18 protein-coding genes and 1 pseudogene are annotated in these 25,567 nt (G+C 43.7%); 9 read left to right on the plus strand and 10 right to left on the minus strand.

What is annotated here, in order from left to right:
- Nucleotides 1-338 (plus strand): annotated as a pseudogene (locus BM232_RS11785) (hypothetical protein); the annotation flags it as partial.
- Nucleotides 339-376: 38 nt separating this feature from the next.
- Here the strand turns inward: BM232_RS11785 and BM232_RS11790 are convergent.
- The 5 genes from BM232_RS11790 to BM232_RS11810 form a co-directional block, all read right to left on the minus strand.
- Entirely contained in the window at nt 377-754 is a 378-nt protein-coding gene (locus BM232_RS11790) for a DUF6632 domain-containing protein (RefSeq protein ID WP_091714963.1), read from the minus strand.
- An 84-nt stretch (nt 755-838) separates the two neighbouring features.
- Nucleotides 839-1,459: a hypothetical protein gene (locus BM232_RS11795; protein WP_091714965.1), complete on the minus strand. Its 621-nt coding sequence runs from the start codon at nt 1,457-1,459 to the stop codon at nt 839-841.
- 467 nt (nt 1,460-1,926) lie between these two features.
- Nucleotides 1,927-3,099, minus strand: a complete 1,173-nt coding sequence (locus tag BM232_RS11800; RefSeq protein ID WP_091714967.1) for an AI-2E family transporter — start codon at nt 3,097-3,099, stop codon at nt 1,927-1,929.
- Between the two features lie 626 nt (nt 3,100-3,725).
- Nucleotides 3,726-4,637 (minus strand): MBL fold metallo-hydrolase, encoded by a 912-nt coding sequence (locus tag BM232_RS11805; RefSeq protein ID WP_091714969.1) that lies wholly within the window; start codon nt 4,635-4,637, stop codon nt 3,726-3,728.
- 420 nt (nt 4,638-5,057) lie between these two features.
- On the minus strand, nt 5,058-6,026 hold the full coding sequence (locus tag BM232_RS11810) for a bifunctional methionine sulfoxide reductase B/A protein (protein WP_091714971.1): 969 nt from the start codon (nt 6,024-6,026) through the stop codon (nt 5,058-5,060).
- A 271-nt stretch (nt 6,027-6,297) separates the two neighbouring features.
- Here BM232_RS11810 and BM232_RS11815 point away from each other — a divergent pair, with 271 nt between their 5' ends.
- Together BM232_RS11815 and BM232_RS11820 are read left to right on the plus strand one after the other, a co-directional pair.
- The gene (locus tag BM232_RS11815) at nt 6,298-7,662 is read left to right on the plus strand and encodes an ATP-binding protein (RefSeq protein ID WP_091714972.1); all 1,365 of its coding nucleotides are present in this window, start codon (nt 6,298-6,300) and stop codon (nt 7,660-7,662) included.
- Nucleotides 7,655-8,347, plus strand: coding sequence for a response regulator transcription factor (locus BM232_RS11820; protein WP_091714973.1), 693 nt, complete (start codon nt 7,655-7,657; stop codon nt 8,345-8,347). The genes BM232_RS11815 and BM232_RS11820 overlap by 8 nt, the downstream gene beginning before the upstream one ends.
- A 201-nt stretch (nt 8,348-8,548) precedes the next feature.
- Here BM232_RS11820 and BM232_RS11825 read toward each other — a convergent pair whose 3' ends face one another.
- Both BM232_RS11825 and BM232_RS11830 read right to left on the minus strand, forming a co-directional pair.
- Entirely contained in the window at nt 8,549-9,373 is an 825-nt protein-coding gene (locus BM232_RS11825) for an alpha/beta fold hydrolase (RefSeq protein WP_091714974.1), read from the minus strand.
- Between the two features lie 164 nt (nt 9,374-9,537).
- On the minus strand, nt 9,538-11,019 hold the full coding sequence (locus BM232_RS11830; protein WP_245752934.1) for a hypothetical protein: 1,482 nt from the start codon (nt 11,017-11,019) through the stop codon (nt 9,538-9,540).
- Between the two features lie 270 nt (nt 11,020-11,289).
- Between BM232_RS11830 and recC the strand changes: the two genes are divergently transcribed.
- The 5 genes from recC to BM232_RS11855 all read left to right on the plus strand — a co-directional run bounded on the left by recC (nt 11,290) and on the right by BM232_RS11855 (nt 21,196).
- The gene (recC, locus tag BM232_RS11835; RefSeq protein WP_091714975.1) at nt 11,290-14,517 is read left to right on the plus strand and encodes an exodeoxyribonuclease V subunit gamma; all 3,228 of its coding nucleotides are present in this window, start codon (nt 11,290-11,292) and stop codon (nt 14,515-14,517) included.
- Nucleotides 14,514-17,999, plus strand: coding sequence for an exodeoxyribonuclease V subunit beta (gene recB / locus BM232_RS11840; RefSeq protein WP_091714977.1), 3,486 nt, complete (start codon nt 14,514-14,516; stop codon nt 17,997-17,999). Before recC ends, recB begins: the two co-directional genes overlap by 4 nt.
- Entirely contained in the window at nt 17,992-19,740 is a 1,749-nt protein-coding gene (gene recD / locus BM232_RS11845; protein ID WP_091714980.1) for an exodeoxyribonuclease V subunit alpha, read from the plus strand. Before recB ends, recD begins: the two co-directional genes overlap by 8 nt.
- 323 nt (nt 19,741-20,063) lie before the next feature.
- A complete protein-coding gene (locus tag BM232_RS11850) occupies nt 20,064-20,615 on the plus strand; it encodes a hypothetical protein (RefSeq protein WP_091714983.1) in 552 nt (183 codons plus the stop codon).
- A gap of 38 nt (nt 20,616-20,653) precedes the next feature.
- Nucleotides 20,654-21,196 carry a cytochrome b gene (locus BM232_RS11855; protein WP_091714985.1) on the plus strand — a complete coding sequence of 181 codons (543 nt, stop codon included), beginning with the start codon at nt 20,654-20,656 and terminating at the stop codon, nt 21,194-21,196.
- Nucleotides 21,197-21,257: 61 nt separating this feature from the next.
- Here BM232_RS11855 and BM232_RS11860 read toward each other — a convergent pair whose 3' ends face one another.
- From BM232_RS11860 to BM232_RS11870, 3 genes are all read right to left on the minus strand, one after another.
- Nucleotides 21,258-21,929 carry an urease accessory protein UreH domain-containing protein gene (locus BM232_RS11860; RefSeq protein ID WP_091714988.1) on the minus strand — a complete coding sequence of 224 codons (672 nt, stop codon included), beginning with the start codon at nt 21,927-21,929 and terminating at the stop codon, nt 21,258-21,260.
- A gap of 64 nt (nt 21,930-21,993) precedes the next feature.
- Nucleotides 21,994-22,626 carry an ANTAR domain-containing response regulator gene (locus tag BM232_RS11865; RefSeq protein WP_091714991.1) on the minus strand — a complete coding sequence of 211 codons (633 nt, stop codon included), beginning with the start codon at nt 22,624-22,626 and terminating at the stop codon, nt 21,994-21,996.
- Nucleotides 22,623-23,774: a transporter substrate-binding domain-containing protein gene (locus BM232_RS11870; protein WP_177207323.1), complete on the minus strand. Its 1,152-nt coding sequence runs from the start codon at nt 23,772-23,774 to the stop codon at nt 22,623-22,625. The genes BM232_RS11865 and BM232_RS11870 overlap by 4 nt, the downstream gene beginning before the upstream one ends.
- 515 nt (nt 23,775-24,289) lie before the next feature.
- Here BM232_RS11870 and BM232_RS11875 point away from each other — a divergent pair.
- Nucleotides 24,290-25,522 (plus strand): transporter substrate-binding domain-containing protein, encoded by a 1,233-nt coding sequence (locus tag BM232_RS11875; RefSeq protein WP_091714996.1) that lies wholly within the window; start codon nt 24,290-24,292, stop codon nt 25,520-25,522.
- Nucleotides 25,523-25,567 lie beyond the last annotated feature (45 nt).

The raw sequence follows: 25,567 nt of genomic DNA on the forward strand, positions 1-25,567 counted from the left end.
GCATGCAAATAGAAGAAGGTTTTAGAGATATGAAAAGCCACCGATTTGGACAGGGATTTGAATACAATAAAACGACACATAAAGAGAGATTATCTGTGTTAATCCTGCTGACAACGATTGCCCACTGGATACTGATGGTGATTGGATTAGCTGCCCGGCAAACACAGCATCATCGTCAATATCAAGCTAATAGTTTGAAAACGGATTCGGTTTTATCATTACCTTTTATTGGTTTTAGAGTCATTGCTGATAAATATGCGAAATTGAAGATAAGAGAATTTATGAAGTCTGTCAGGGCACTTCATTTATCAAGTGCTTACTTGTTTGAAACGCTATAATTTTTGTGGGGATCGTACAGGCTCTGACCCCATTGGTTCTACTCAACTTTGGGCATTAAATACCAGAGGACAAAAGCCACTAAGAACAACGCTGGAATATCTCCCAGCATATTCGCGTGTTCAGTTTCATCAACGATGGCTTGTAAAAGCATGATCCCAGCATGAACAATGCTCGACCAAACGGTAAACCAGATAAGACTGGCGTTTGCCATAGGATCTTTTGCTGCGCGAATCAAAAATATCCCTAGCGTCATGTAGATACCCATAATCATCTGCTCATATTCTGGCTGTGCCGGTGTCCAACCCCAGCCAGATGGCCAGATAAACATCATCATTGCAGGTACGCCGACTATGAAAATGACGCCAAATAAATAAAGAGCTATCTTTAGATACTTTAGTTTCTCTTCGTTCTGCATGTTCACTCTCCGCTTGATATTATTGACTGCTAACGCCTAAAGCAGCGGACCGAAAAGCCGCTAGGCTTTTTGTGTCCGCTGCCTTTACTTGTTAGCACTTTCGCTGCTCTTGATTAAGGAAAGCATGCTCTCTTTTACCTTTACTTTTGTGCTTCCTGTTGTTGTATTTAGCGAAAGATACAAATTTTCAAATTTACCATCCATGTGCTCACGAACATACTTAGCTAGATCTCGTTCAAAATGCGGCACATGCATGAGGTTTATTTGCTGGCCGTAAGATAATACTTTTGGCAGCGTTTCACTGTGCTGGTTGAAACGTGCAACCCAGATTGCGGTTTTAGCACCCTCACCAAACCATGATAAAGACAAGATGTTTGCGGGCTTATTGCCTTTGGATACAACAGTAAGACCGATACATGGCTCATTTTGATACCCCGGAATTAAATTCATATCTAGGCGGCAATCTAATATTTCTTTATCTTGGTTAATTTGTCGAAAGGCAAGCCAAAGAGAAAGCAAAACCGCCGAACATGTAGCAAAAGCACCCACCCAAGTGCCCAGTACTGACAATACGGGAATTATGTTTCTCTCATACTCATCTTGCGACACGGAGAACCCAACCTCAATTCCCCAAACAAAGGCCAGCAATAACCCCAAGCAAGAAACAAGGCCGATAAATAAGTATATGAATCCGTGCGTCTTCATTTGCTCCCTGTAGTGCTAACAGTGTCTTTTATGAAGCTGATGGCTTCATAATAAATATTAAAGAAGTCGCTCTATAATTCGTGTTTAGATTTCTCCAGTATCTGTTTATTAATAAAAACGCGATTAATTTTTTTGGAAAATAGAGCCAGAATGGTGAGCTTGGCTGGAAAAATAGAGCCAACTTTTTAGTCTTCATGAAACCTGCCATTTTTTCTGAATTAAATTTAACTCTGACTTATTTTGTGTTTTCTGGCAATAGCTTAAGTACAAATTCACTAGCGTTTGTTTGTGAAGCCAAAGAAAGGGAAGGGAGAGGCATTATTGTGGGGCATAAAAAAGGGCATCCAGTTCTATGCCCGATATTGTGAATTATCTCAAAAATCAATAGGCTCAGAGAGTTTGATTTTGTTTCTTTATTTCAAGTTTCTCTTTCCTGACACTATCTCTATTTATCCTCTAGTAACACATCAGGTTTCTGTCTCGGAATTTTCTGGATGAAAATTTTCACTACCGCGTGCCGAAAGAAAATTACCGAATGCCTGCAAGCTGGGGATATGTTCACAAAAGGTGCGAACAGCGACCAATAACGATACGGCTACCAGCATACCCACAATCGACCACAGCCAGGCCCATAATGCGACCGAGAGAAAAATCACTACGGGATTCATCTCTAACCGTCGCCCTACGAAATAGGGTGTGGCAAGTTGTCCTTCAACAACAGTTAGGATTAAATAAGCCAGGGCCGGCAACAGCGCAACACCGGTATGGTCAAAGGTAAGCAAACCCACTAAGGCTGTGATCGCAACTCCGACAATAGCGCCAAGATATGGCACAAAATTAAAGGCGAAAGCTAACACACCAAATAAGGTCGGATTTGGCATGCCCAGCAGCCACATTGATACACCAATCGCTACACCAAGTGCAGCGTTAATAAGGGTAATAGTGAACAAATAATTCGACAACTTGCGTTCGATGTCATAGCTGATTCTGATCGCGTTACGCTTGTCTTTGAAGGTCGGCATGATATGAACAAGTTTTTCGTAAAACATATCACCGGAGGCCAACAGAAAGAACAGCAACACTAGGGTGAACAACACTTGCGCCAGAAGTTCAGGCACCGAGGTGGCGAGTTTTACAAGTACTCCTGGTTCGCGAGTTGAGACCTTCTGGACTTTCTCTCCTTCATTTTCTACGGAGGTGATCTGCTCGATCTGTTTACCGGCATCTATGACTGCTTTTGCCGATTTGTTGGCACCGCGCAATTTCTGCTCTAATTTAAAGCCAATGGTGGGCGCTTCTTTAATCCAACTCTGTACGGGATCAGCGAGCGTACTCAAACCTAAACCTATTAGCATGATCAGTCCACTTACAATAATCATCGAGGAGATGGCAGATGGTAGCTTGCGCCGCTCAAGGAAACGCCGCACAGGACTAAACACCAGTGCTAATAACACGCCAAGCGCTACCGGCACGAGAAAATCGCGAGCGTGAGCAATAGTGGCCAGAATGAGCAGTAAAAATATACCCACTACCGCCCAGTGAGAACTCGACTTAAATATAGTTCTGGTAGGGGTGTCGTTTGGCAGCAACACGCGGCTGGCATCTGACTCAGTGTGGTTATTTTTTATCTTGTCTGACATGTAAGCTTTGCCTCTAATTAAAATCAATGGGGTGAGCAAAACTAACTAGGCCAGAAGGTTTGATATTTTGTCTAGATTTCATACAACTTTTTTTCTGTTCAATATTTATATTTTTACATGATATGTAGAATGCCAGACTTTTAAACTTATTTGGAAAAAAGAGACTCAACGATATTGTTTATTAAGTGCTTTGTTTTGTCTGAGTTGCATATCAAGCGACAGACCGCTTGAACTTTTAGTAGGCTGGGTTGAGGTACGAAACCCAACAGATAGTTTCTTGTTTTAACATCAAATGTTGTTGCGAGGCGTTCATTTAATTGGATTCATGACATCCCTGTCACTCACCCTACGGGCGCCTCTGGCGTCCAAATTCGTTGCAGACGAATTTGTGCATGCCCAAAATAAACGAACCAAACAAAAGGGCACCCGATATTGCCTTTGATCCAAAAATTAACCTTGTTTGATGGCGTGGTCGACAATTCCCTTCGGTCAGACACTCGACCACTTAACCCATCAACCAAAGCTAATTTTTAGCGGCAATAGACGGGGGAAGGGAAGCTTTTCAAATCCCCATTTGTACTGATAAGTTCAACTTAGTTGTAATGGTTTTTTAAGATACAAAAGTGTTAACGAAAATTAATTTGTTTACCCACCCCGATTTTCATCAAGTCATGCCCCATGCGCAGCTCACCTTGGTAATCAGCTTTTATCTGGTCAATGACTGTCTCATCTTCAACGCCAAACAATAAGACATGCGTCAAGACGGTTGCTCTTGGTTTACTTTCCTGTAAGAGTCGACTCATTTGTTGTGGTGTAGTGTGGTATTCCAACACTTTTTGTAACCGTGGGTTTCTTGTTAATAAGCCTTCGTCTGCTGCAGCTATCTCATGAATGAGTAAATCAGCACCCTTTGCATATTTGACGACATTATCTGCATAAGTTGTATCCCCTGAAATAACGATGCTTTCTTCGTCGTAGTCGATTCGATAGCCAAATGCAGGAACAACAGGGTAGTGATCAACTAAAAATGCTGTAATGGTAATACCATCTTCGTCATAGACGATTTGATCGTGGCTGATATCCTGACTTTGCAGATAAAAGCTTGCTGTATCTAAATGGGTATTTTTATGTCGATAGCTATAATCGGCTTGATACGCTTTTTGTAGATGTTGAGCAAAATCATTGGTTCCTGTTGGGCCAATTAAAGATATTGGTTTTGGTCGTTGCCAGATCCAGCTGGTTAACCATACATCACTGAATCCTGAAATATGATCCGAATGTAAGTGTGTGAAAAAAACATGGTCAATTTTATTAAGGGCTATACCGGCTTGTTGCAATCGTATTGTTGTGCCACGGCCTGCATCAAATAAGAAATAACGTCCTTTGACTTCAATTAAGGTGGCTGGGCCAAACCGTTCAGCGTCAGGGCGGGGCGTTCCCGTACCTAATAAGGTGACTTCCATATAGGCCAGGCTGGCTTGTGACCACAATAACAAACAGAGACTGATGAGGCGTACAAATAGAGGTAGTTGGGTCATATGATGTCTTTTTACGCTGTGAGAGGAGTTGATTATACTCAGTGCGAGTAGTGACTTTAAAATATAAAATAGCCTGCCGCAATTTATGCATACTGGCTATGACATCCTTTTAGAATGTACTCAAAATAGTCTGGAGCCATACTGATTTGATACGTATGGTGAATCAGCTTGTCATTCAATATCGTAACAGCCTCTTTCCCTATAGCTTTAATTAATTATTTTTGTGACAATTTCAAGAATTCGGTTCTATTTGAGGGCCAGTACTGCTGTTCAGCATTATCAAAATACGTTCCTGGTATTTTGGTTATTTAATAGCGATGAAAAAATAAACTTCATAAATGATAAACAGTGAAAGCGTGATAAGAAGGATAAAAAAAGGGCATTCAGATTGAATGCCCGAGATTCATTTTATCGCTAAAGCTACTTTTTCAACTTCCAATCCTTACGGATCCAATGACAGGTATAGCCATTAGGGTAATGCTGTAAATAGTCTTGATGTTCTGGTTCAGCTTCGTAAAAGGGGCCGGCTTTGGTGACTTCGGTGGTGATAGGGCCGGGTAGAATGCCACTGGCATTCAGTTCTTTTATTAACTCATCGGCTACTTTGGCTTGCTCACTATTTTCAACAAAAATGGCCGAGCGGTAACTGTCACCAATATCATTTCCCTGGCGGTTCTTAGTGGTCGAATCATGCACCATAAAGAAAAACTCAAGAATGTCACGGTAGCTGGTTTGTGAAGAATCAAATACGACTTCAATTGCTTCCGCATGTCCGGTATCACCTTGTTTCACGTCTTTATAAGTCACATCGGGAACATGGCCGCCAGTGTAGCCAACGCGGGTATTAATCACCCCAGGTTGATGACGGAACAGTTCTTCCATTCCCCAGAAGCAGCCACCGGCTAAGATGGCGGTTTCGATGGTGTCAGTTTCCGTCGATTCATCATTATCAAATAAAGGCAGAAAGTCACCATAACCTTCACTAGCTAACTGGTCCTTGGGAATAAAGCGTAAACTAGCCGAGTTAATACAGTAGCGCATACCACCATGTTCTTCGGGGCCGTCAGGGAATACATGCCCTAAGTGTGAATCACCATATTTTGAACGTACTTCAGTTCTCACCATGCCTAAGGTGCTGTCACTATGTTCAGTGATATTACTGGCATCTAATGGGCGGGTAAAACTAGGCCAGCCGGACATTGAATCGTATTTATCTAATGAGGTGAATAAAGGCTCACCGGAGACGACATCAACATAGATGCCCGGTTCTTTATTATCCCAATAGGCGTTATTAAAAGGGGGCTCGGTGCCACATTGCTGAGTGACATGATATTGCAGTTCATCAAGCTCAGAAATAGTCTCGTCTTTTTTCTGGTATATCTTCGTCATATTCGTCCCTCGATTATTTTGCACTGCTTCTATTGACACATAATTGACGTGAAAGTGGCATCAATCTTTAGATTAGACTCATAAAATATTTCTCTGAGTTGATATGCTGAAACGGACATTATGCTGAGAAGAGAAGTTATCATTAGATCGTTTTTTTTCACTTTATGGCAATGGTTTGTCATAATCTGTTTTTATTTTAATTATGCAGTAGCCTAATTGATGCAACCACTAGACATAATCCATTAATGTCATTTGTAAGAGTGAGTTACTTTTGTTACCAGATCTTCGAACGACAATTCTTATCCTGGCCATTACCGCCATCGTCTCAGCAATAATCTTATTTCTGTTTTATCGTCTACTCAAAGAGGTTGAAGGTTTGAAATATGCTGCCATGGGTGCAGGCTTTCAAGCTATTGCTTCAATCTTTTTAGTGATGAGGGACATTATCGATCACACCTTATCTATTATGGTGTCGAATATAGCTTACTTCCTCTCCATGCTTTTTTATTATCAAGCATCACGATTATTGGCTGATTTGAAACCAGCATGGCTTGTTCCTTCTGGTGTTGTGGCGATAGTCTCTGCATTATTGGTGTTCTACTTAGACGACCAATATCTCCCTGAACGCATTATTATTTCAGCTTCTTGTGTCGCTATCTTGGCCTTCATGACGAGTTATAGCTTATGGGGAAAAGCAAAAAACTTACCTGGCCGTTTCGGGGTTGCATTGAGTTTTTTTCTGATAGGAATAATTAGCCTGGGGCGGCTAATTTCGGCTATGTATGACCCCGTCCGTAATATCAATTTCTTAGACTTTAACCAGGGCTATATGATTTTTCTGACGGCTATCATTAGCACTATAATAACTACTGTCGGCTTTATCGTATTGACCTCGGAAAAATTACAGCATCAGTTACGGCAACAAATGAGCAAGCTCAGTAAAGCACGGGATATCGCTCATAAATCACTTCAGGAACAACAACATTTTATCTCAATGTTATCGCACGAATTCAAAGCCCCCATTGCTGCTATAAATGCTAACGCTGATGTCGTATTAATATTACAAAAGGAAAAAGCACCTTCAGTGGAAGACAGCTTACTACGCATCAAAGAGGTTTCCGGGCGGCTGACCACTTTAGTTGATCGATGTCTAAATGACGAATGGATAGCCCACGCTATTGAGCATAACCAATCGGATCTGGAACTTCTCTCTTTAACTCAAACCTTAAAAGACGTTAGCCACGAGTTTGGCGTCCACTTTCAGTCATCATTAACGACCGATGCAAAAGTCATGGGCGAAGCTATCTTTTTACCGGTTTTATTTTCTAACCTTATATCAAATGCCTGCAAACATGCTCGCCAAAAAGACTCCGTCACCGTAACCCTTCTTGCTGAGGCTGATGCTTATATTATTCATGTCAGTGATGATGGGCCCGGTATCGCAGAACAGCATCATCAATATTTATTCGATAAATATTACCGAGTCGATCATAACAAGGCGGATGGCGGCTCTGGCTTAGGATTGTATTTTGTTAAACGAATTTGTGACCGACATAATGGCCATATTATGCTGAACTGTGATGAGCTTACTGTGTTTACCGTGAAGTTGCCCAAACCCGAGGTGCTCAATGCCTAAACCTCGGATTTTACTTGTTGATGACGATGCTGATTTTCGTGTTGCAATAAAAGTGCTCCTGATGAATGAAGGGCTGCAGGTGGAAGAAGCTGCCTCAGCGCAAGAAATGGACACAGTCCTGAGCCATTTTAATGCCGATATAGTGTTACTTGATGTCAAACTACCTGACGACAGTGGACTCAATATCGTCAGTCGTTTAAAGCTCAACCGGCGTATTGATGTGGTAATGATCTCTGCGTTAGGGGCGGTTGAGCATCGCGTACTTGGCCTGAGTTCTGGTGCAGATTATTATTTGGCAAAACCCATCGATATTCGTGAATTATTGGCAGTGATCAATAATCGTTTTCGAGCATTAATGGCAGATAAGCCGGAGCAAAAGCATTCATGGCAGCTTGATATCGTGAATTGGTTATTGATAACCCCAGATGGTGAGCAGCACACGCTAAACAACAGTGAACTGAAGATTCTGACATTACTCGTTGAACACTCCATGCAGGGTAAGGCGACCACGCGTGAAGTACTTCACTATGCGTTAGGTAAGTCTAGTTATCCAACAGATAGTCGGAGTGTGGATTTACATATCTCACGTATACGCCAACGCTTCACCTCAAACGACTTTCAATTCCCTATTAAAACTATACGAAAAGTCGGCTATCAGCTAACTAAACAGATAACGATTTTATAACCAGACTATTATGGGTGTATCAGTTAACGTCAATGACTACACCGATATCACGGCCCAATATTATGTAGAAGGTCGTGAAGACTTTTTAAACCAAACAGCATCAGTGAAAATGCGTTGGTCTTTCTAGGCTAAAGCTCTATTGAAATAAAAAGCCCCAACTGGAAGCAGTTGGGGCTTTTTTTATGGCAGTTCGATTACGTCTTAAGGCGCGGAAATTTCCATCAATAACTCAGGCCAGTGCTCAGCCCAGCAGCAGTGATGAGTCATACCGGTAATCACTCTGACTCCGGGTTGCTTGGAGTTTGGAAAATGCTGTTGATATGACTTGGCAACCGCCTCAGGCATGATTTTATCCTCACTGCCGACAAAGTGAATTTGTGGTTTTTCTTGCAAGGCTTGCCACTGCTCAGCAGGATTTAATGAGCTTGTTAAGGGGGATATGTGATGCAGATTTGTCCAGGCAGTGGTATCAATATTACCTGCCACAGTAATTAGTTGATCAACATCAGCTCGTTCAGCAGCTAATAAAGTAGCAATGGCACCACCACCTGAATAACCAATCAGCCGTATTGAAGAAGCGTTAAATTGATTTTTCAGATCAGTGACAGCTTGGTTCATGGCCGTTAATACGTCAGATGAAAATCGGGCCGAGGTCCATAAGTCGCTGCCACAACGCTCAGACCAGACATACTGACAGGGGCGAGCCAGATAGACGGCATTTTTATCTTGTAAAGCAAGCTTAAGTACAAGTGGATCGATGGGGGTGGGATCGGAGGATATTTTTCGGCGACTTAACCAGGCTAAACCATCGCCTTCGATATAAATCGTTAAACGTTTTGATGGTTTGCTGTTTTTAGGAACAAAGCTTTGTAAGTTAAATGCTGATGTTTTGATAACCTGGCCTTGCCACTGCTGTTTATGAGCAAGTTGCTGTGCGGTATCGATTCGGCTTTGTGTGGTCGGTATGGATGAACATGCCTGAAGTAGCAACAAAAAAGTGAACAATAGAATATGACGATAATTCAAAACTGGCCTCTTCCTGACACTGAGATAGTGAGTGAGACACTAACATACCTAATTTAGGTGGTCGCTGCCTTAATAAGCATTTTTATGACCCCTAAAATAATTCAGGGTCAGTGCATGCACTGACCCTGAACTTTAAAGATTAAGGCTTCTACAGTCTAGATAAACTAAGCTGCTTTAGAACCCGTAAGACGTGAACGACCAGCCCACATGCCAATCAGGCCAAAAGCAAATAGTGGCAATGCCGCAGGTAAAGGCACGGCACTTGGGTTAGAGAACTGGCTAGCAAGGTACTCAGTAGAGAACATGCCATCACTACCAAAACCCCATGATGAGAAGTTTTTGAACTTGCCTGATAGTAATTCGCCACTATCCACGCCTAATGACAGGTAGACAAGCGCATCAGAAATTTCAAATGACAAAATATCTGACAATTCGAAATCATTGAAGAAAATGCTGTTGATGCCTTCACCACCATCAAAGATGCCTGAGCTTAGTTGACCAGTAGTAGTGAGTCCATCGACGATCACCATGTCGTCACCGCTACCAAACATCACATCACCGATAATGTCACTATTACCTGTCAGCGTCAGACTACTGTTGCCTTGATTGGGCGCAAAATGGATAGCTGTGCCAGAACGACCAACTAACGTACCACTGTTGGTGACGGTGACTTCTGAAGTACTGGCTTCATCTGAACCAATAGCATGAACGCCTTCGATATAACCTTCATTGACGATAGTCAGTGGACCAGCGACGCGGTCATCACCTTTGGTTGGTTCAAATACTGGATCGATATCTATGCCATTACCACCATTAAGTGGATCACTCTCGGTGCCGGTAGAAACGATGACGCCTGTAGCATGGTTATGCACTTTACCTTCATCAATATCGATGCCGTCATCTGTTCCCAAGATAACGCCATAGTTATCTGCGGTGCCGCTGGCAAATTGAACACCATCTTCATCATCACTCGCGCCTGAGTTTGTCCAGGTTTTTGTGCCTGCATCCCATGACAAGCCATTCAGAGCGATAGTGCCGTGATTTTCCAGTGTGAAGTCTTCACGTGCTTCAATCACTTCTTCATTTCCACGTAAGGTACCGTGGTTAATGACTGTTGTGTCTGGACCACGACTCTGAATAGCACGGCCTTTTTCACTTTCAATAAGACCGTAATTGGTGATATGTGCATTTTCCAGTTCAGCGTCATTATCTAATCTTACTGCTTGTTTTTCAGCAAAGATTTTTCCTGTTTCACGGTTAATTAACGTGAAGTTATTGGCATCATCCTGCAGACGAATGCCACGGCTACCACCAATAATTGTGCCAGAGTTATCAACGGTCAGATTGGCGCCTTTACCGCGAATAGCATCATCATCGCCACTTTCGATAAGACCAGCGTTGTTGAGAGATTGGTTTGAACCTTTCAGTTGCACAGGACGATCTTTTTCATCGACGATTTCTGCACCATTTTCAACAGTCACCGATAAATTATCACGGCTGTCATCAATGTTATTGCTGTCTGTCGAATTACAAAGAAGAGTCGGTGAGGCAGTTGTGCCACCAGAAATACAATCTGCTGCCATAACAGGTGCGTTGTACATCGCTGCTAGCATCGAAGCGAGTAGTAATTTATATGTGTTTTTCACGTTTCCTCCAAATCAGCTAATAGATATCGACGACTAGGCTAGTGATGGATTATGACAATGTTATGAATATTCAAAATAATGTGAGGCAGAACACAAACTGGAGAGATGGAAATGTGGTAACCAAAATCATCACGAAGTGTTTGCTGATATCTACTCTGGTTTTCACACGACATTTTTTGAAAATAAGACGATGATGCCGAGAATAAGAAAAGCAGTTTGTTTCAACTGCTACATCCCGTAATATGTGGCTTTTGACGTGAAGGAATCCACATGCTGAAGATTGTTTACAGTAATGACAGCAGACAACTTGCTGCCTGGCTTGCTGAACAGCTTCAGTCTGAACCGCTCAGCCCGTTTGAGCAGGAAAATATTATTGTGCAAAGTAACGAGCTGGCTCGCTGGCTGTCGTTATTTATTGCCAATGAGCAGGGCATTGCTGCCAATACGGAGTTTCCTTTTCCTTCAGCCTATATCTGGCGCTTGTTTCGACAAATCTGGCCCGATATTCCTTTACATTCTCCCTATGCCAAAGCGCCGATTAGCTGGCGTTTATTTGCTATGCTGCCTGAGTTAGCCAATGAGCCCGAGTTTGAGGCTATTGCCGCGTATTTGGGTGAGCAAACAGATGAGTTAAAACGTTTTCAGTTAGCTGAACGGCTGGCCGATACCTATGACCAATATCTGATGTATCGACCGGACTGGATAGCCGAGTGGGAGCAGGGAGAAAGCGCAAACTGGCAAGGGCATCTGTGGCAGAAAATAACAGCTGACGATGCTGAACCCATGCATCGGGCCAGATTGTTAAACCAGCTCAATCAGCTTTTACAAACAGCTACAGAAAAGCCAGCAGGTCTGCCAGAGCGACTCAGTATTTTTGGTATTTCTTCGCTGCCACCCGTTTATTTACAGACCTTTGCTCTGATGGCGAAGTTTGTAGATATCACACTGTTTTATTTATCACCCAGTCAGCATTATTGGGGTGATTTGATTGATGCTAAACAGCAACAACGTCAGCAGTTGGAATTGATGCTGGACGATCCCGAACCAGAATTGAATGCGGATGTGGGTCACCCTTTATTGGCAAGCTTAGGCAAACAAGGTCAGGAGTTTTTTCGCCAATGTCAGGACTTGCCTCATGAAGCTGAGACCTGTTTTGTTGAGCCCATACCAGACACCATGCTTGGCATGTTGAAAAGCGATATGTTTGAGCTGGAGGTCGGTGAGCAGCAAGTGGCGAGTGCTGACGATAACTCTATTCTGATTCAGGTCTGTCATAGCCCGATGCGGGAAATGGAAATTTTGCAGGATCAATTACTGGCTTTATTTGAACAGCACCCTGATTTATCACCCACCGATATTGTGGTGATGACGCCGGATATTGATGTGTATGCACCGTGGATTGAAGCTGTATTCGGAGCAGCTGATCCCGCCCATGCTATTCCTTTTAGTATTGCTGATAGCAGCGGCCAGCAGGAGAGTATTTTACTCAACGCCTGGTTTAGTATTCTGGCTTTGCCACAGTCACGGTTTGATGTGGAAAGTGTGCTGGCATTACTGGAATGCCCAGCCATCCAGCAACGTTTCCAGCTCGATGAAAATGCCTTGTTATGGCTGCGTGAATGGTGTCAGCAAACCCGAATTCGTTGGGGCCATGATGCCAAAGATAAAATGGCATTGGATTTACCCGCTAATGACGCCAATACCTGGCGTGCCGGATTAGACCGTTTGTTACTGGGCTATGCGATGCCTCTGACAGAGCAGGGCGAGCCATGGCGTTTGTTTGATGGCCAACTGGCGATGGATGGCATTAGTGGGGATAAAGCCAGAATTGTGGCATCAGTTTCGCAGTTTATTGCGACACTGGATAACTGGCGACAATGGTTAGCTCAGCCTCGCACACCACAGGATTGGCAACAGCAGCTTAATCTGTGTCTGGATAGCTTTTTTGATGCCGAGCATCTGGATGATCCATTGGCAGAACGCGAGCTGATCTCTATTCGTACCCAACTCGATCGCATGATTGAAAGTACTGAACTGGCCGAATTTGATGAGCCACTTGGCATCGACGTGATCTTAAGCTGGCAGCAATCACATCTGGAACCGTTGGATAACAGCCATCGTTTTATGGGCCATGGCGTTACCTTCTGCGGCATGGTGCCGATGCGTAGCATTCCCTTTGATGTGGTCTGCCTGATTGGAATGAACGATGATGTTTTCCCACGCCGCCAACCCAGTTTAGGTTTTGATTTACTGGCACACCATCATCGTGAAGGTGATCGTTCCCGGCGTGATGATGACCGATATCTGTTCCTTGAAGCTTTATTATCCGCTCAGCAAACACTTTATATCAGTTATATCGGTGCCAGCATTACGGATAATGCCGAGATTCCACCGTCTGTGTTAATTAGTGATTTATTGGATTATCTGGATGAGCGATTTATCGATGAGCAAGGCCAGTCGGTAATAAATCAGCTAGTGACTCATCATCCCTTACAGGCATTTAGCCGCCGTTATTTTGATCAGCAACATAAGAAACTGTTTAGTTTTAATGCCTTGCAATGTCCGGTTTCTCAGGTAATAACAGCACCTCAAGACTGGTTTGCAGAGCCGTTGCCAGAAGCGGATGACTCATGGCGTGATATCAGTCTGATACAACTTAATCAGTTTTTTATGCATCCGGCTAGATTCCTTTGCCGTGAACGACTGGGTGTCAGATTGGAACTGGATGAAGATGAACTCAGCAGCCGAGAACCGTTTGAATTAAATGGGCTGGAAGCGTGGCAGCTAAGGCAGTGGTTATTAGAAAACAAACTGAGTGACACGCCTGATCTGAATATGTCTGAGCTGGTGCAGGCGACGGGCATGTTACCGCAAGGTGAGTTTGGTGATGAATGGCTGCAACAGGAGAATCAGAAAGTCGAGGCGTTTCTTGATACCTTAACGCCATATTTAACTGAGCAGCGTCTTCCTGCTGTGCCATTTGAATTAGATATTGGCAAATTCACGCTGAGTGGTCAGCTCGATAAGCTGAGTGCCTCAGGATTATTGCGATACCGTTTATCACGTAAAAAAGGACGTGATCTGATCAACGGCTGGTTAGAGCATTTGATTCTCAATATTGTTAAACCCGAAGGCGTGACACTGGAAACACAACTGGTGTTTGAAGATGAAGAGATCACCTTCACCCCAGTCCTCGACGCTCAGTTTTTATTAGAACATTACCTGAACTTATATTGGCAAGGCTGTCAGCAACCGTTGCCTTTGTTTGATAAAACCAGTCTGGCTTATGCCAAACAAGCCTTGAGTGATAAACCAGAAAAAGCCCAGCAAGCTGCTGAACGAAGCTGGGCCCCAGCCGGTGAATTTGTGATGGCAGAGCAGGATGATGCCTATTATCAATGCTGTTTCCCTGCTAATCCTTTGGATGAACGCTTTGCTGACATTGCTTTGCAAGTGTACGAGCCTATTCAACAACACATTCAAGGAGGGCAATTATGAGCGCCCAATTTGATGTGAATACGGTTGAACTCAAAGGCATTAATCTGATTGAAGCCAGTGCTGGTACTGGCAAAACGTTTACGCTGGCAGAGCTTTATTGCCGACTGGTGGTAGAACAAAAACTGGAGGTCAGCCAGATTCTGGTAGTGACTTATACCCGTGCAGCGACCGAAGAGTTACGAGGACGTTTACGGGCACGACTGGTTGATGAACGTAAACAACTGAGCCAACAAGAGCAAGCAGATCCTCAGGCGATAAAACGTTTGCAACTGGCGATTCAAAGTTTTGATGAAGCAGCTATCTACACCATTCACGGATTTTGTCAGCGTGCCCTACAGGATTTTGCATTTGAGAGCGGCCATTTTTTTGATATGGAAATGGTGGCTGACGAACAAGAGCTTCGACAAGCGGTAGCCGATGACTTCTGGCGTCGCCATATCAGCTCAGCTGATAAAGCCTTTGCTCGATATTTATTACAAAAACGCCAAAACCCGGAAAGTTTATTGCAGTCGGTGAGCAGTGTGATCGGCAAGCCTTATCTTGAAGTCATCCCATTACCGGAGATGGCGGCTGAACCATTACAAAACTTATTTAATGAGCAGTTCGACCACGTTCAGTCGCTGTGGTGGCAACAGCGTGATGAAGCCATTGCTGTATTGCAGGACAAAAATTTACTTAACGGTAATAAATATCGTACTGCCAGTGTCAGCAGCTGGATAGCTGAAATGGATAGCCTAATGCAGGCTGGAAAACAGGCGGGCTTATTCGAGAAGTTTGCCAAGTTTGGTCAGGCTGAACTGAGTCAGGCATTAAAAAAAGGGCAGGAGTTACCTGAACTGAGTTTATGGCGGGCATGTGATGCTTTGCTTGATACGGATCAACAGTTGCAAACAGCCCGTTCTTTGCAGTTACAACAATTACGTCAGCAGTTGGCAGATTATCTGGCGAGTGAGCTACCTAAACGCAAGCAGCAATTAAAACTGCAGGCTTTTGATGATCTGCTGCTTAATCTGCAACAGGCGCTTCACGGACCGCAGGCAGATAAGCTGATGGCTAAAATTCGTGAACAGTTTCAAGCAGCATTGATTGATGAGTTTCAGGATACTGATCCGATTCAATACGATTGTTTTCACACGATTTTTGCAAATACCGAACAGCCCGTGTTTTTTGTCGGCGATCCTAAACAGGCGATTTACAGCTTTCGTGGCGCTGATATTTTCACTTATCTGCAGGCCAAGCATGCTGCTGCCAATGAGTTTAATCTGGATACTAACTGGCGATCTCATCCACGTTTAGTGCAGGCCGTTAATCATCTGTTCGAACGCGTACCACAGCCTTTTTTATATGAAGACATTCCGTTTCTACCGGTTAAGGCTGCACGTCCTGATGAGGCGTGTTTAACCATCACTGGACAAGCCATGTCGCCCTTATCGTGGGTATGGATGGCATCTGACAAGCCATTTAATGTCAGTAATATGATGCAAAATGCAGCAGATATTACTGCTGATCAGATAGCTGATTTATTGAATAAATCTGCTGCTGGTGAGGTCATACTGACCGATAAAGATGGCAGCCAGCGTCGCTTGAATGGTGGCGATATTGCGATCTTAGTCAGGAGTCACAAACAAGCTACAACGATTCAACAAGCTTTACGTGCTCGTGGTGTGAACAGTGTGCAACAGTCGCGTGACAGTGTGTTTGAAACCTCTCAGGCAGTGATGTTGGAGCGGGTCTTAATGGCGATTGCTCAACCAAGCAATGACAGCTTGATTGCCACGGCTTTAGCCACGCCACTATTTGCCAAAACGGCATTGGATATCTTTCAGTTACAACAAGACGAACAGCTTTGGTTACAACAAACCGATTTCTTTGTTTCTCTGCATGAGCAGTGGCAGCAATCTGGATTTATTGTGATGTTCCGAGCCTTAATTGCTGCACTGGACGTGCAGCGTCGCTGGTTAGCTTTGGCGGATGGCGAACGACAATTAACTAACTTATTGCATTTAGCCGAACTGATTCAGGCACATGCGACACGACGCAATAATACGATGGAAGCCATTTTGATGTGGTTAGCTTCACAGCGTCAGGCGGCGGATAAAAGTGGCGATGCAGCTCAGATTCGTCTGGAAAGTGATGAGCAACTGGTCAAAGTCATTACTATCCACACCAGTAAGGGGCTGGAATACCCGATTGTGTTTTGTCCCTTCCTTTGGCATCAGAGCCAGTTCAATCAGTCACCTACTGTGATGACCTTTCACCGTGAAGACGATAATCAAGCTTGTGTGGCATTTGGTGAACCTGGTTTTTCTGAAGCTCAGCCGATTGTGGCTGAAGAGCAGCAAGCCGAGGATTTACGTTTACTTTATGTGGCATTGACCCGTGCTCGTGAGCGCTGTGTGATTGTATGGGCACCGGTGAAAAATGTGCAACAGAGTGCGTTGTTTCAGCTACTTCATCCCGAGTTAGAGAGTGTTGATGCGGGTCAGATGCAGCAAGATTTGCAAGATATGGTCAACGCACAAAATGTGAATATGAATAAGGTGAACTGGGATCTGGAAGCAGCGCCTATCGTCAAACAAGCTGAAACGATAGCAGAGACATTACAGGCCCGACAGTTTCAGGGGCTGATTCAGACACCATGGCATATCGGCAGCTTTACTGGCCTCAGTCATGGCCAGCATATGGAGTTACCAGACCATGACGCACCCTTGCTCCTAGTGGAAACGCCTAACAGTGAACCACGCCAGGATCGTTTTGGTTTTCCAAAAGGCGCTAATGCGGGTACCTGTTTACATAGCTTGTTTGAGCACTGGGATTTCCAGCAGCAGAATGAAGAACTCAACGTGCTGGTGGATAAAACGCTAAGCCAATTTGGCATTGACACAGAATGGTCTGCCACCGTGTCATCCTGGTTAGAAGCCGTTGTCACCACGTCATTAGATAAGCAAAGCGGATTGACCTTACGTGATATTCAGCCACAGCAGCGTTTAGATGAAATGGCATTTTTCTTTCCAGTGACGCATTTGACAACAAAACGTTTAAAAGACACCTTACTGCCCTTTGTGGGTGACTACCCGATTCTCAATCCTATCGTGAAATCATTACATTTCGCTGATTTGAGTGGCTTTATGAAGGGCTTTATCGACCTGGTGTTTGAGCAGGATGGTCGCTTTTATATTGCCGACTATAAATCCAATTGGTTAGGGACTCGGGCAGAAAATTATCAACAAGCACCGCTGGATGAGGCAATGGTGGCACATAGTTACCCCTTGCAATATCTGATTTACAGCCTGGCTTTGCATCGTTATTTAAAAACACGATTGTCTGACTATAACCCTGAACAGCATTTTGGTGGGGTCTATTACTTATTCATTCGTGGCATGCATCCAGATTGGGGGCAAGCAGGCGTGTATTTTGAGCGGCCATCTTCAGCATTACTAGAGGCACTTGATCTGTGCATGTCTGAGGTAGGCGATGTCTGATTTGCTGAAGTTATTACACCAGCACGGTTTAAGCGAATTAGCCTGCCAGTTTGCTGCTTATATTGATCGTAAAGAGCAGGGTATGCGCCCGGTGGTGAGTATCACGGCAGCATTATTATCAGAAGCAATTGCTGAAGGTCATGTTTGCCTGAATTTGCAGCAATTACCGACATTTTGTCAGCCACTGAAATCGGTATTACCAGAAAGTGTGGATGACTGGATGGAAATTTTGTCATTAGCCAAAACAGTCGGGCAACCCGGCGATTACACCCCGCTGATTCTGACAGAGCAGGGTTTGCTTTATCTTTATCGCTATTACCGTGATGAGCAGGATGTCGGCAGTCTGATTCAACAACGATTACAGCCTGTGAATGATATTGATCTTGAACAGCTCAATGAAGATTTAGGCCGCTGGACTAGTGTGATTGAAGGTCCAGACTGGCAAAAAGTCGCTGTAGCAGTGGCATTAAGCAGACAGTTCGCCGTGATTTCCGGTGGTCCTGGCACGGGTAAAACCACGATAGTATTAAGCATGCTGAATAGTTTGCAGCAGCAATCTCCCGAGCTGCATATTGGTTTGGCTGCACCGACAGGTAAAGCGGCTGCCAGATTGCAGCAATCCATTAGTACGCAACATGCTTATGAGGTCAAAACTCTGCACCGTTTATTGGGTATTACCGAACACAACGATCAGGGCCGTTACCATGCTGAACGACCGCTGCCGTTAGATGTGTTAATTATCGATGAAGCCTCAATGATTGATATCAGTTTGATGGCGAAATTAATGCGTGCTTTATCGCCGTCAGCCAGACTGATTTTATTAGGTGACAGTCAGCAATTAGCCTCAGTCGAGTCGGGTGCTGTTCTGGCGAATTTAAGTGAAGACAAACAGGGCCAGTTCACCGCTGAATTTAGTGAGCAGTTTCCTGATCTAGAGATTCCAGTCACCGAAAAATCAGCGTCATCCACATTGCTTAATAGCTTTGTACGTCTGCAACACAGTTACCGTTTTGATAAAGACAGCAGCATTGGGCAATTAGCTAAACAGGTAAATGATGGTGATGTGTTAGCGTCACTGGCTTTATTGAATCCAGAAGCCAATGATATCTGGTATGACACTGATGAAAGCCAGCAACAATCACGATTTATAAGAGGTTACCAAGCCTTTATCGACGCGGTTGAGTCTAAACAAACTCCGCAAACGGTGGTAGCAGCGTTTGATGCATTCAGAATTTTGGCCGCCTTAAAACAAGGGCCACAATCGGTGTTATCGGTTAATCGCCTGCTGATGCGTTTATTAGCACAACGCGGCTGGCGAACCAGCTTACCGTTTTATGCTGGCAGACCGATCATGATCACCCAAAACGATTATCGGCAACGACTGTTTAATGGCGATACCGGCATTATTTTGTATGACGATAGCGGCCAGCTCCGCGCCTGTTTTTGTTTTGATGAGGAAGTGCGTTGGGTGCCGATTAACCGGCTTCCCGCTCATGAAACCGCATTTGCCATGACGGTGCATAAAAGCCAGGGCTCAGAGTTTGATAGCGTCAGTATTTTATTACCGGATGAAATCAGTCCTATTCTTAACCGTGAACTGCTGTACACCGCGATTACCCGTGCCAAACAACAGGTGTTTATTCTGAGTAAAGAAGGCACGCTGCGTCATACCATTCAAACTCGCCATCAGCGCGAGAGTGGGTTGAAGATACAGATGCTTAATGATGAGAAGTATCACTAATGGTCAAGTATAAGCCACCACATCCTGATGAATTTATTAAGTCTATCTATATGGTGCTCTACGCTGTAAGTTGTTGACGTTGGCTACACGCCTAGGTCTTGGAGTATCAACTTTAAACTGCCATTATTTCAGTTCTTGAGCTTGTCTTATTTTTCCCTTGAACCTTTGGGATATCTTCCTGTCACTAAACTGATGGCGCGGTTTTATTGACTTTGCCACCATCTAATCTATTGAAACAAAAGCCGAAAAGGTAAAACGATTCGGCTTTATTTCAATTTAAGAGAGAAGAATCCTATTCACAATAACAAGAGGAAAAGTGTTGCATGTCTAATGAAAACAATAAGACTTCACTGCCGCACTGGGCAAGTATCCTCGGTGTTGTCGCGATTATGCTGGGCGTTTTTCTGACGGCTGTGCAGGGGAATGAGGCGATGAAACAGGCCGTGGTGACCAGTAATATGCCGGCAGATGGTGTGATGCCTGCGGCTGATTGCCCTGAGGAAGAGCTGGAAGAAGAGGGCATCACGGTAGCTGAATGCGAATACCTAATCGAACATGTCAAAGGGATGGCTTTAGCTGCACCTGACTGGTTCCCGAATGTGCAAATGACATTGGCTGGTATTGGTGCAGTGTTGGCATTTATTTCTGTAATCATTGGCGGTGCTTTGGTGAATTACACGCCATGGGCATCAAAAGCGGCTGTTGTCGTATTTAGTGGGCTGGCAGCGATTGATTTATTGCAGTTTGCTGCTGTGGTGAATACAGGTCCGACGCTACGTGAAGTGTATCTGGGCGGTATTTTGCTCTGGTTCATCCTGCATTTGATGTTAGTCGTGGGCGCATTAGCTGGCAGACACAGCGAAGCCAGTGCCTAATCTCCTACAATTGCAACGAAATATAAACGGAAGCTGTTATGCAAAGACAAGGTTTTAGTAGAACGGCGGTAATCCTGCATTGGTTGCTGGCTGTTTCAATTTTCTTTTTATTTATCTCTAGCTGGTGGATGATGGGCTTACCTTTGCCATCACCCGAATTACAATTCAGGGCATTTCCTTTCCAGCTACATAAAAACATAGGCATCACCCTGGTGATAATCATTCTGATGCTGCTCTATGTACGTCTTAGACATCGGCCTGCACCGCCAGACTCAACGGATATGGCACCCTGGATGCACTGGTTAGCCATCGCGGCTCATGTCGCTGTTTATGGTTTGGTGTTAGCTGTGTGTATTACTGGCTATCTGTCATCAGCACATACCCGTTGGGATACCGTGTTCTGGTGGACACTTGAGTTCCCTCGGATTGCTGCACCTAATGAAGAAATGAATGAGTTTTGGGGTGAGCTACATATGTGGACAGCATGGGCGCTGCTCGGCATTATTGCCGTACATGTCAGTGGTGCCATTTATCATGCCTTCCGTAATGACGGCATTGTGAGACGTATGATGCGTTGGTAGAAGTAATAAGGTATTTTAATAAATGAAATGGGGCCTTACTGGCCCCATTTTATTGTGACTTTTAGAAAGTCCCTTTTAGCCAGACAAAGCCGAGTAAAGCTGTTGCCAGTCCTAAAATCCCTTTGGCATAACGGAACAGCGTTTCACTGCGGTCATACAAAAGTGATTGAGCAAATCCTAATAGTAAACCAAAGCACAACATGCTCAGTAATACCCCGATTGAAAACAGGACGACATATAAAATGCCAAGACTGGAAGACTTGGCGATCAGTGCTGGCAAAACGGCCAATAATGGGCCACTACCGGCAACGCCATGCACAATGCCAACCGATACCGGTAAGTGAGAGCGATGAGGTTTAGAAACTTCAACGATATGAGTGTGCTTGGTGCCATCGGCATGCTGATGAGTTGTTATCTTCAATCCAGCGTTCGGATGAATAAAACGATAAGCCAAAAATAAACCAACAGAGAGTAATAACACGCCAATAAATCGTTCTGCCCAGAGACTGGCTTGTTCACTCAGATGCCAGTCAAAGGCGATAAATAAAATCGCCAGTAACATCACTGTTGCTCCATGGCCTAACGCCCAGCGTCCACAAAAGAAGGCTATTTGGCGAGGAGAGGATCGCTTCGCTGAAAGGCTGGTCACAGCCATAATATGATCCGCATCAAAGGCATGTAACATGCCTAAACTGAGGCCGGTAAACATAAGTGTTAGAGTAGAAATATCCATTAATTTTTACCTATGATGTTTGACTAAAATCAAACTGAAATAAGAGAAGCCTGTTAATAGCTGTTTATGTTTTTTCATCTGAAAATGACCGTTTTGCAATAATTTCTTTTGCTAACTCACCTACCGGCATACGTTGTTCCATAGCCTGTTTTCGCAATAATTTATAGGCCGCTTCAAGGCTAATATTTTGTTTTTCACTGATAAAATGCTTAGCGTTTTCTATATGCTGACTGGCATTGAGCTTGGATTCCAGATTACGTATTGTCTTTAACATAGACCGCGTTTGTTTAAACTCTTGCAAACTCAGTAGTAAATTACTGAGTACACCCAAAGGGTGAAATGGAAGACCAATAATCGCTTGCGCATTCAAACTTAATGAATATTGCAAAACCAATGGATTTTCGTAGTCCACCACCAACACTAAAGCGGCCGGCGGGTTGCTGATATCCCAGTGAAAGTCATAATCATTCTCGATGATAGGGGTAAGACCCAGCATCACCACCTGATAATTGGATGAAAAGTCCTCAGGTGGTGGCCATTCTGTTTTTAGTGGAAAGCCAATGCGTCGAATCTGTTGTTCGATTTTTTTACGATTTTCACCTTCAGGCATGATCAGCAAAATTTCATGCTGACGTAAGTTTTTAACTAAGGTGGAGAGTTCCAGAGGCTGTTGAACAGCGCTTAAGCGCTTACTCATAACGACTCTCCACTGGCTGTTTCCAGATGGCTTGTCGAATATGAGACTAAGTAGGGATCAGGTTTCAGCGCCGTGTCGGAAGTCACTAATATATCGAATTGACCTTGTTCATTAACCCGACCTATTCGTGACCATAAAAAACAATGGTTATTATCAGGATCAACTCTTACCGGACCCTGCGGTGCAGAATGTCGAATATCGGCTATTTTTTCCATCACCTTATCAGCATGGAATGACTCAGCCAGTTTGACGGCTTTGATAGCCAGATGAACCTGGAAATACGCCGCTTCCCAGCACATTGTGGTTACTTCATCCTGACCATAGGTGGCCTTATATTCTTTGACGATCTCCTGGTTTATCGGGGTTTCAACTGACTGGAAATAAGGCGCTGCGGTGTAGTGTCCAAAACCTGCCTTAATACCCATCGCCTGAATTTCTGTTTCGGTCGTCGTCAGGCTGGCAATAGGAATAGGTTTATCGGCATTTAATTCCAGCATGGCTTGATAGAAATACTCAATGCTTTTGCCGACAAAGTTAGAGAAGACAAACTCAGGATGTTGTGAACTGACGTGTTTAGCTACCTCATAGACAGCTTCTTTGTTGGCTTCTAATGGCAGGAACATTTCTGATATGACGTCACCATCTGATGTTTCGATGAGTTCACGCATGATGCGGTTAATCTCACGAGGCCAGATATAATCAGAGCCAACCATACAGACGCGTTTGCCGACGTTTTGAAGCATATATCGGGCAAGCTGAACACAGCCCTGATTTGGTGCTGCACCGGTATAAACGACATTCGGTGCATACTCAAATCCCTCATATTGCGTTGGGTAAAAAAGTAAGACATCGTAACGTCCGATAACAGGTAGCATGGCTTTACGACTAGCGGATGTATAACCACCAAAGATGAGTTTGACGTTATCTTCAACGATTAACTTTTGTGCGAGTGGGCCATAATTTTCTGGAACAGATTGAGGATCAACACAAATAGGATGGAGTTGCTGACCATTGATGCCACCCTGACGATTGATCCTATCAATTGCCAGCAGGGTTGCCCTGAGCATGGTCTGTTCTGGATTAGCTGTGACACCTGTCTGAGAAAAAATGACACCAACAGGGATTTCAGCGGGATACGTATTAGACATTAAAAACCTCATGTAATACCAGGCATAGAGCCATAAATGTTATTTATTCTGCGTTTTTGCAGAAGCTATACCCTGAAGTCGGGTAGATAAACAATAATTGATAATGAGTTTCTAAATGTCTATATTCAGTGGACCATACCGTTTTGTTGTTGTCAATTAGCTTATGGGTATAAAAAAAACGGTTTTTAATGACACACAAAAATGGTGCGATGTTTATGTGATTTGCACCAAAGTTAAACAAAGTTCATTCAAAAATAAAAAGCGATTTTTGTAAGTTGTTGTTTATTTTGTGATATTTGTCTTTGGCATAAATTGTGCGTAAACCCTAAGTGAGGATTGATAGTTATTCTGCATGAGATAACTGCCCGCAAAAGCGCGTTCAGTTATATATTCATCATCCAGAATCTCCAAAAGCGGAGTGTGATTATCTGTCTCTAAATGTCATGTTATTTTTCGAGCGAAAGGGCTCCCTAATTTATTAGGGGGCCCTTTTTGCGTTTTAAGGGGAAGCATTAATGAAATTACTAAAAAATCTTAAGGCAACTATTGCGGTTGTTGCCTTCAGTATCCCGTTTATCGGGCAAGCGAGTGCGGCTGATGAAATTAAAGTGGGCGTACTTTTTTCACTAACAGGTGGCTTGTCTATTGTAGAAAAGTCTCTGTCTGATGCCACTTTAATGGCAATTGATGAAATCAATGCTAATGGTGGTGTTGACGGTAAGATGATCAAACCCATCGTAGAAGATGGTGCGAGTGATCCTAAAACATTTAATGAAAAAGCAAGCAAACTGGTGATTCGTGATCGTGTCGTCACCGTCTTTGGTGGTTACACTTCAGCTAGTCGTAAAGCGATGCTACCTGTTATCGAAAAACGTAAAAATCTATTGTTTTATCCTACTTTTTACGAAGGATATGAGTGCTCAAAAAATGTCATTTATACCGGCTCTGTTCCTAACCAGCAGTTGAATAATTACATTCCTTATTTGGTTAATAAATTAGGTAAGAAAAAGTTCTTCATTGTTGGCTCTAACTACTTATTTCCAAAAGAAATGGCAAAAGTGGCTAAAAAGTTAATTGAAGCTAATGGTGCTGAATGGGTGGCAGATGAATACCTGGAACTAGGTCATTCTGAATGGGGCTCAATGGTCAAAAAAATCAAAGACAGCGGTGCTGATGTTGTGCTGTCTAATGTGGTAGGTGACTCAGTCATTTCTTTCTATCGTGAATATTTCAATCAGGGTATTTCACAAAAAGATATTCCTATTGCTTCAACAGTGACCTCTGAAATCGAGGTGGCGGCATTAGGCGGTAAATACGCTGCCGGTAGTTATACCTCATTCCCTTATTTCCAAGCTATTGATACCAAAGAAAATCACGACTTCATCAAACGTTATCGTGCTTATGTTAACGATCCGAATGCTGTCACACACGTCACCATGGTTGCAGCATATGAGAGTGTTTACGAGTGGGCTAAAGCAGTAGAAAAATCGGGTAAAACCAAACCACTAGACATCATGGAAGCGGCAAAAGGGGTATCTATAGATGGACCTATGGGCGTGATGACAGTAAGTCCTGAAAACCTTCATAACTCGATGACGCCTCGTATTGCTCAATGGCAAGAAGATGGTCAGGGCAAAATTGTCGATGAATACGATGTTCCAGTACAGCCGTTGCCATATTCCGCCTATGGTGAAACAGCTAACAATCTATTCTGCACTGCGTCCGGTTTGGACAGTTCTAAATTGTAATTATCTAATCCTTACGGCCTGTCACCTCAGGGTGAACAGGCCGGT

The sequence above is a fragment of the Methylophaga sulfidovorans genome (assembly GCF_900114205.1).
Classification (GTDB): domain Bacteria; phylum Pseudomonadota; class Gammaproteobacteria; order Nitrosococcales; family Methylophagaceae; genus Methylophaga; species Methylophaga sulfidovorans.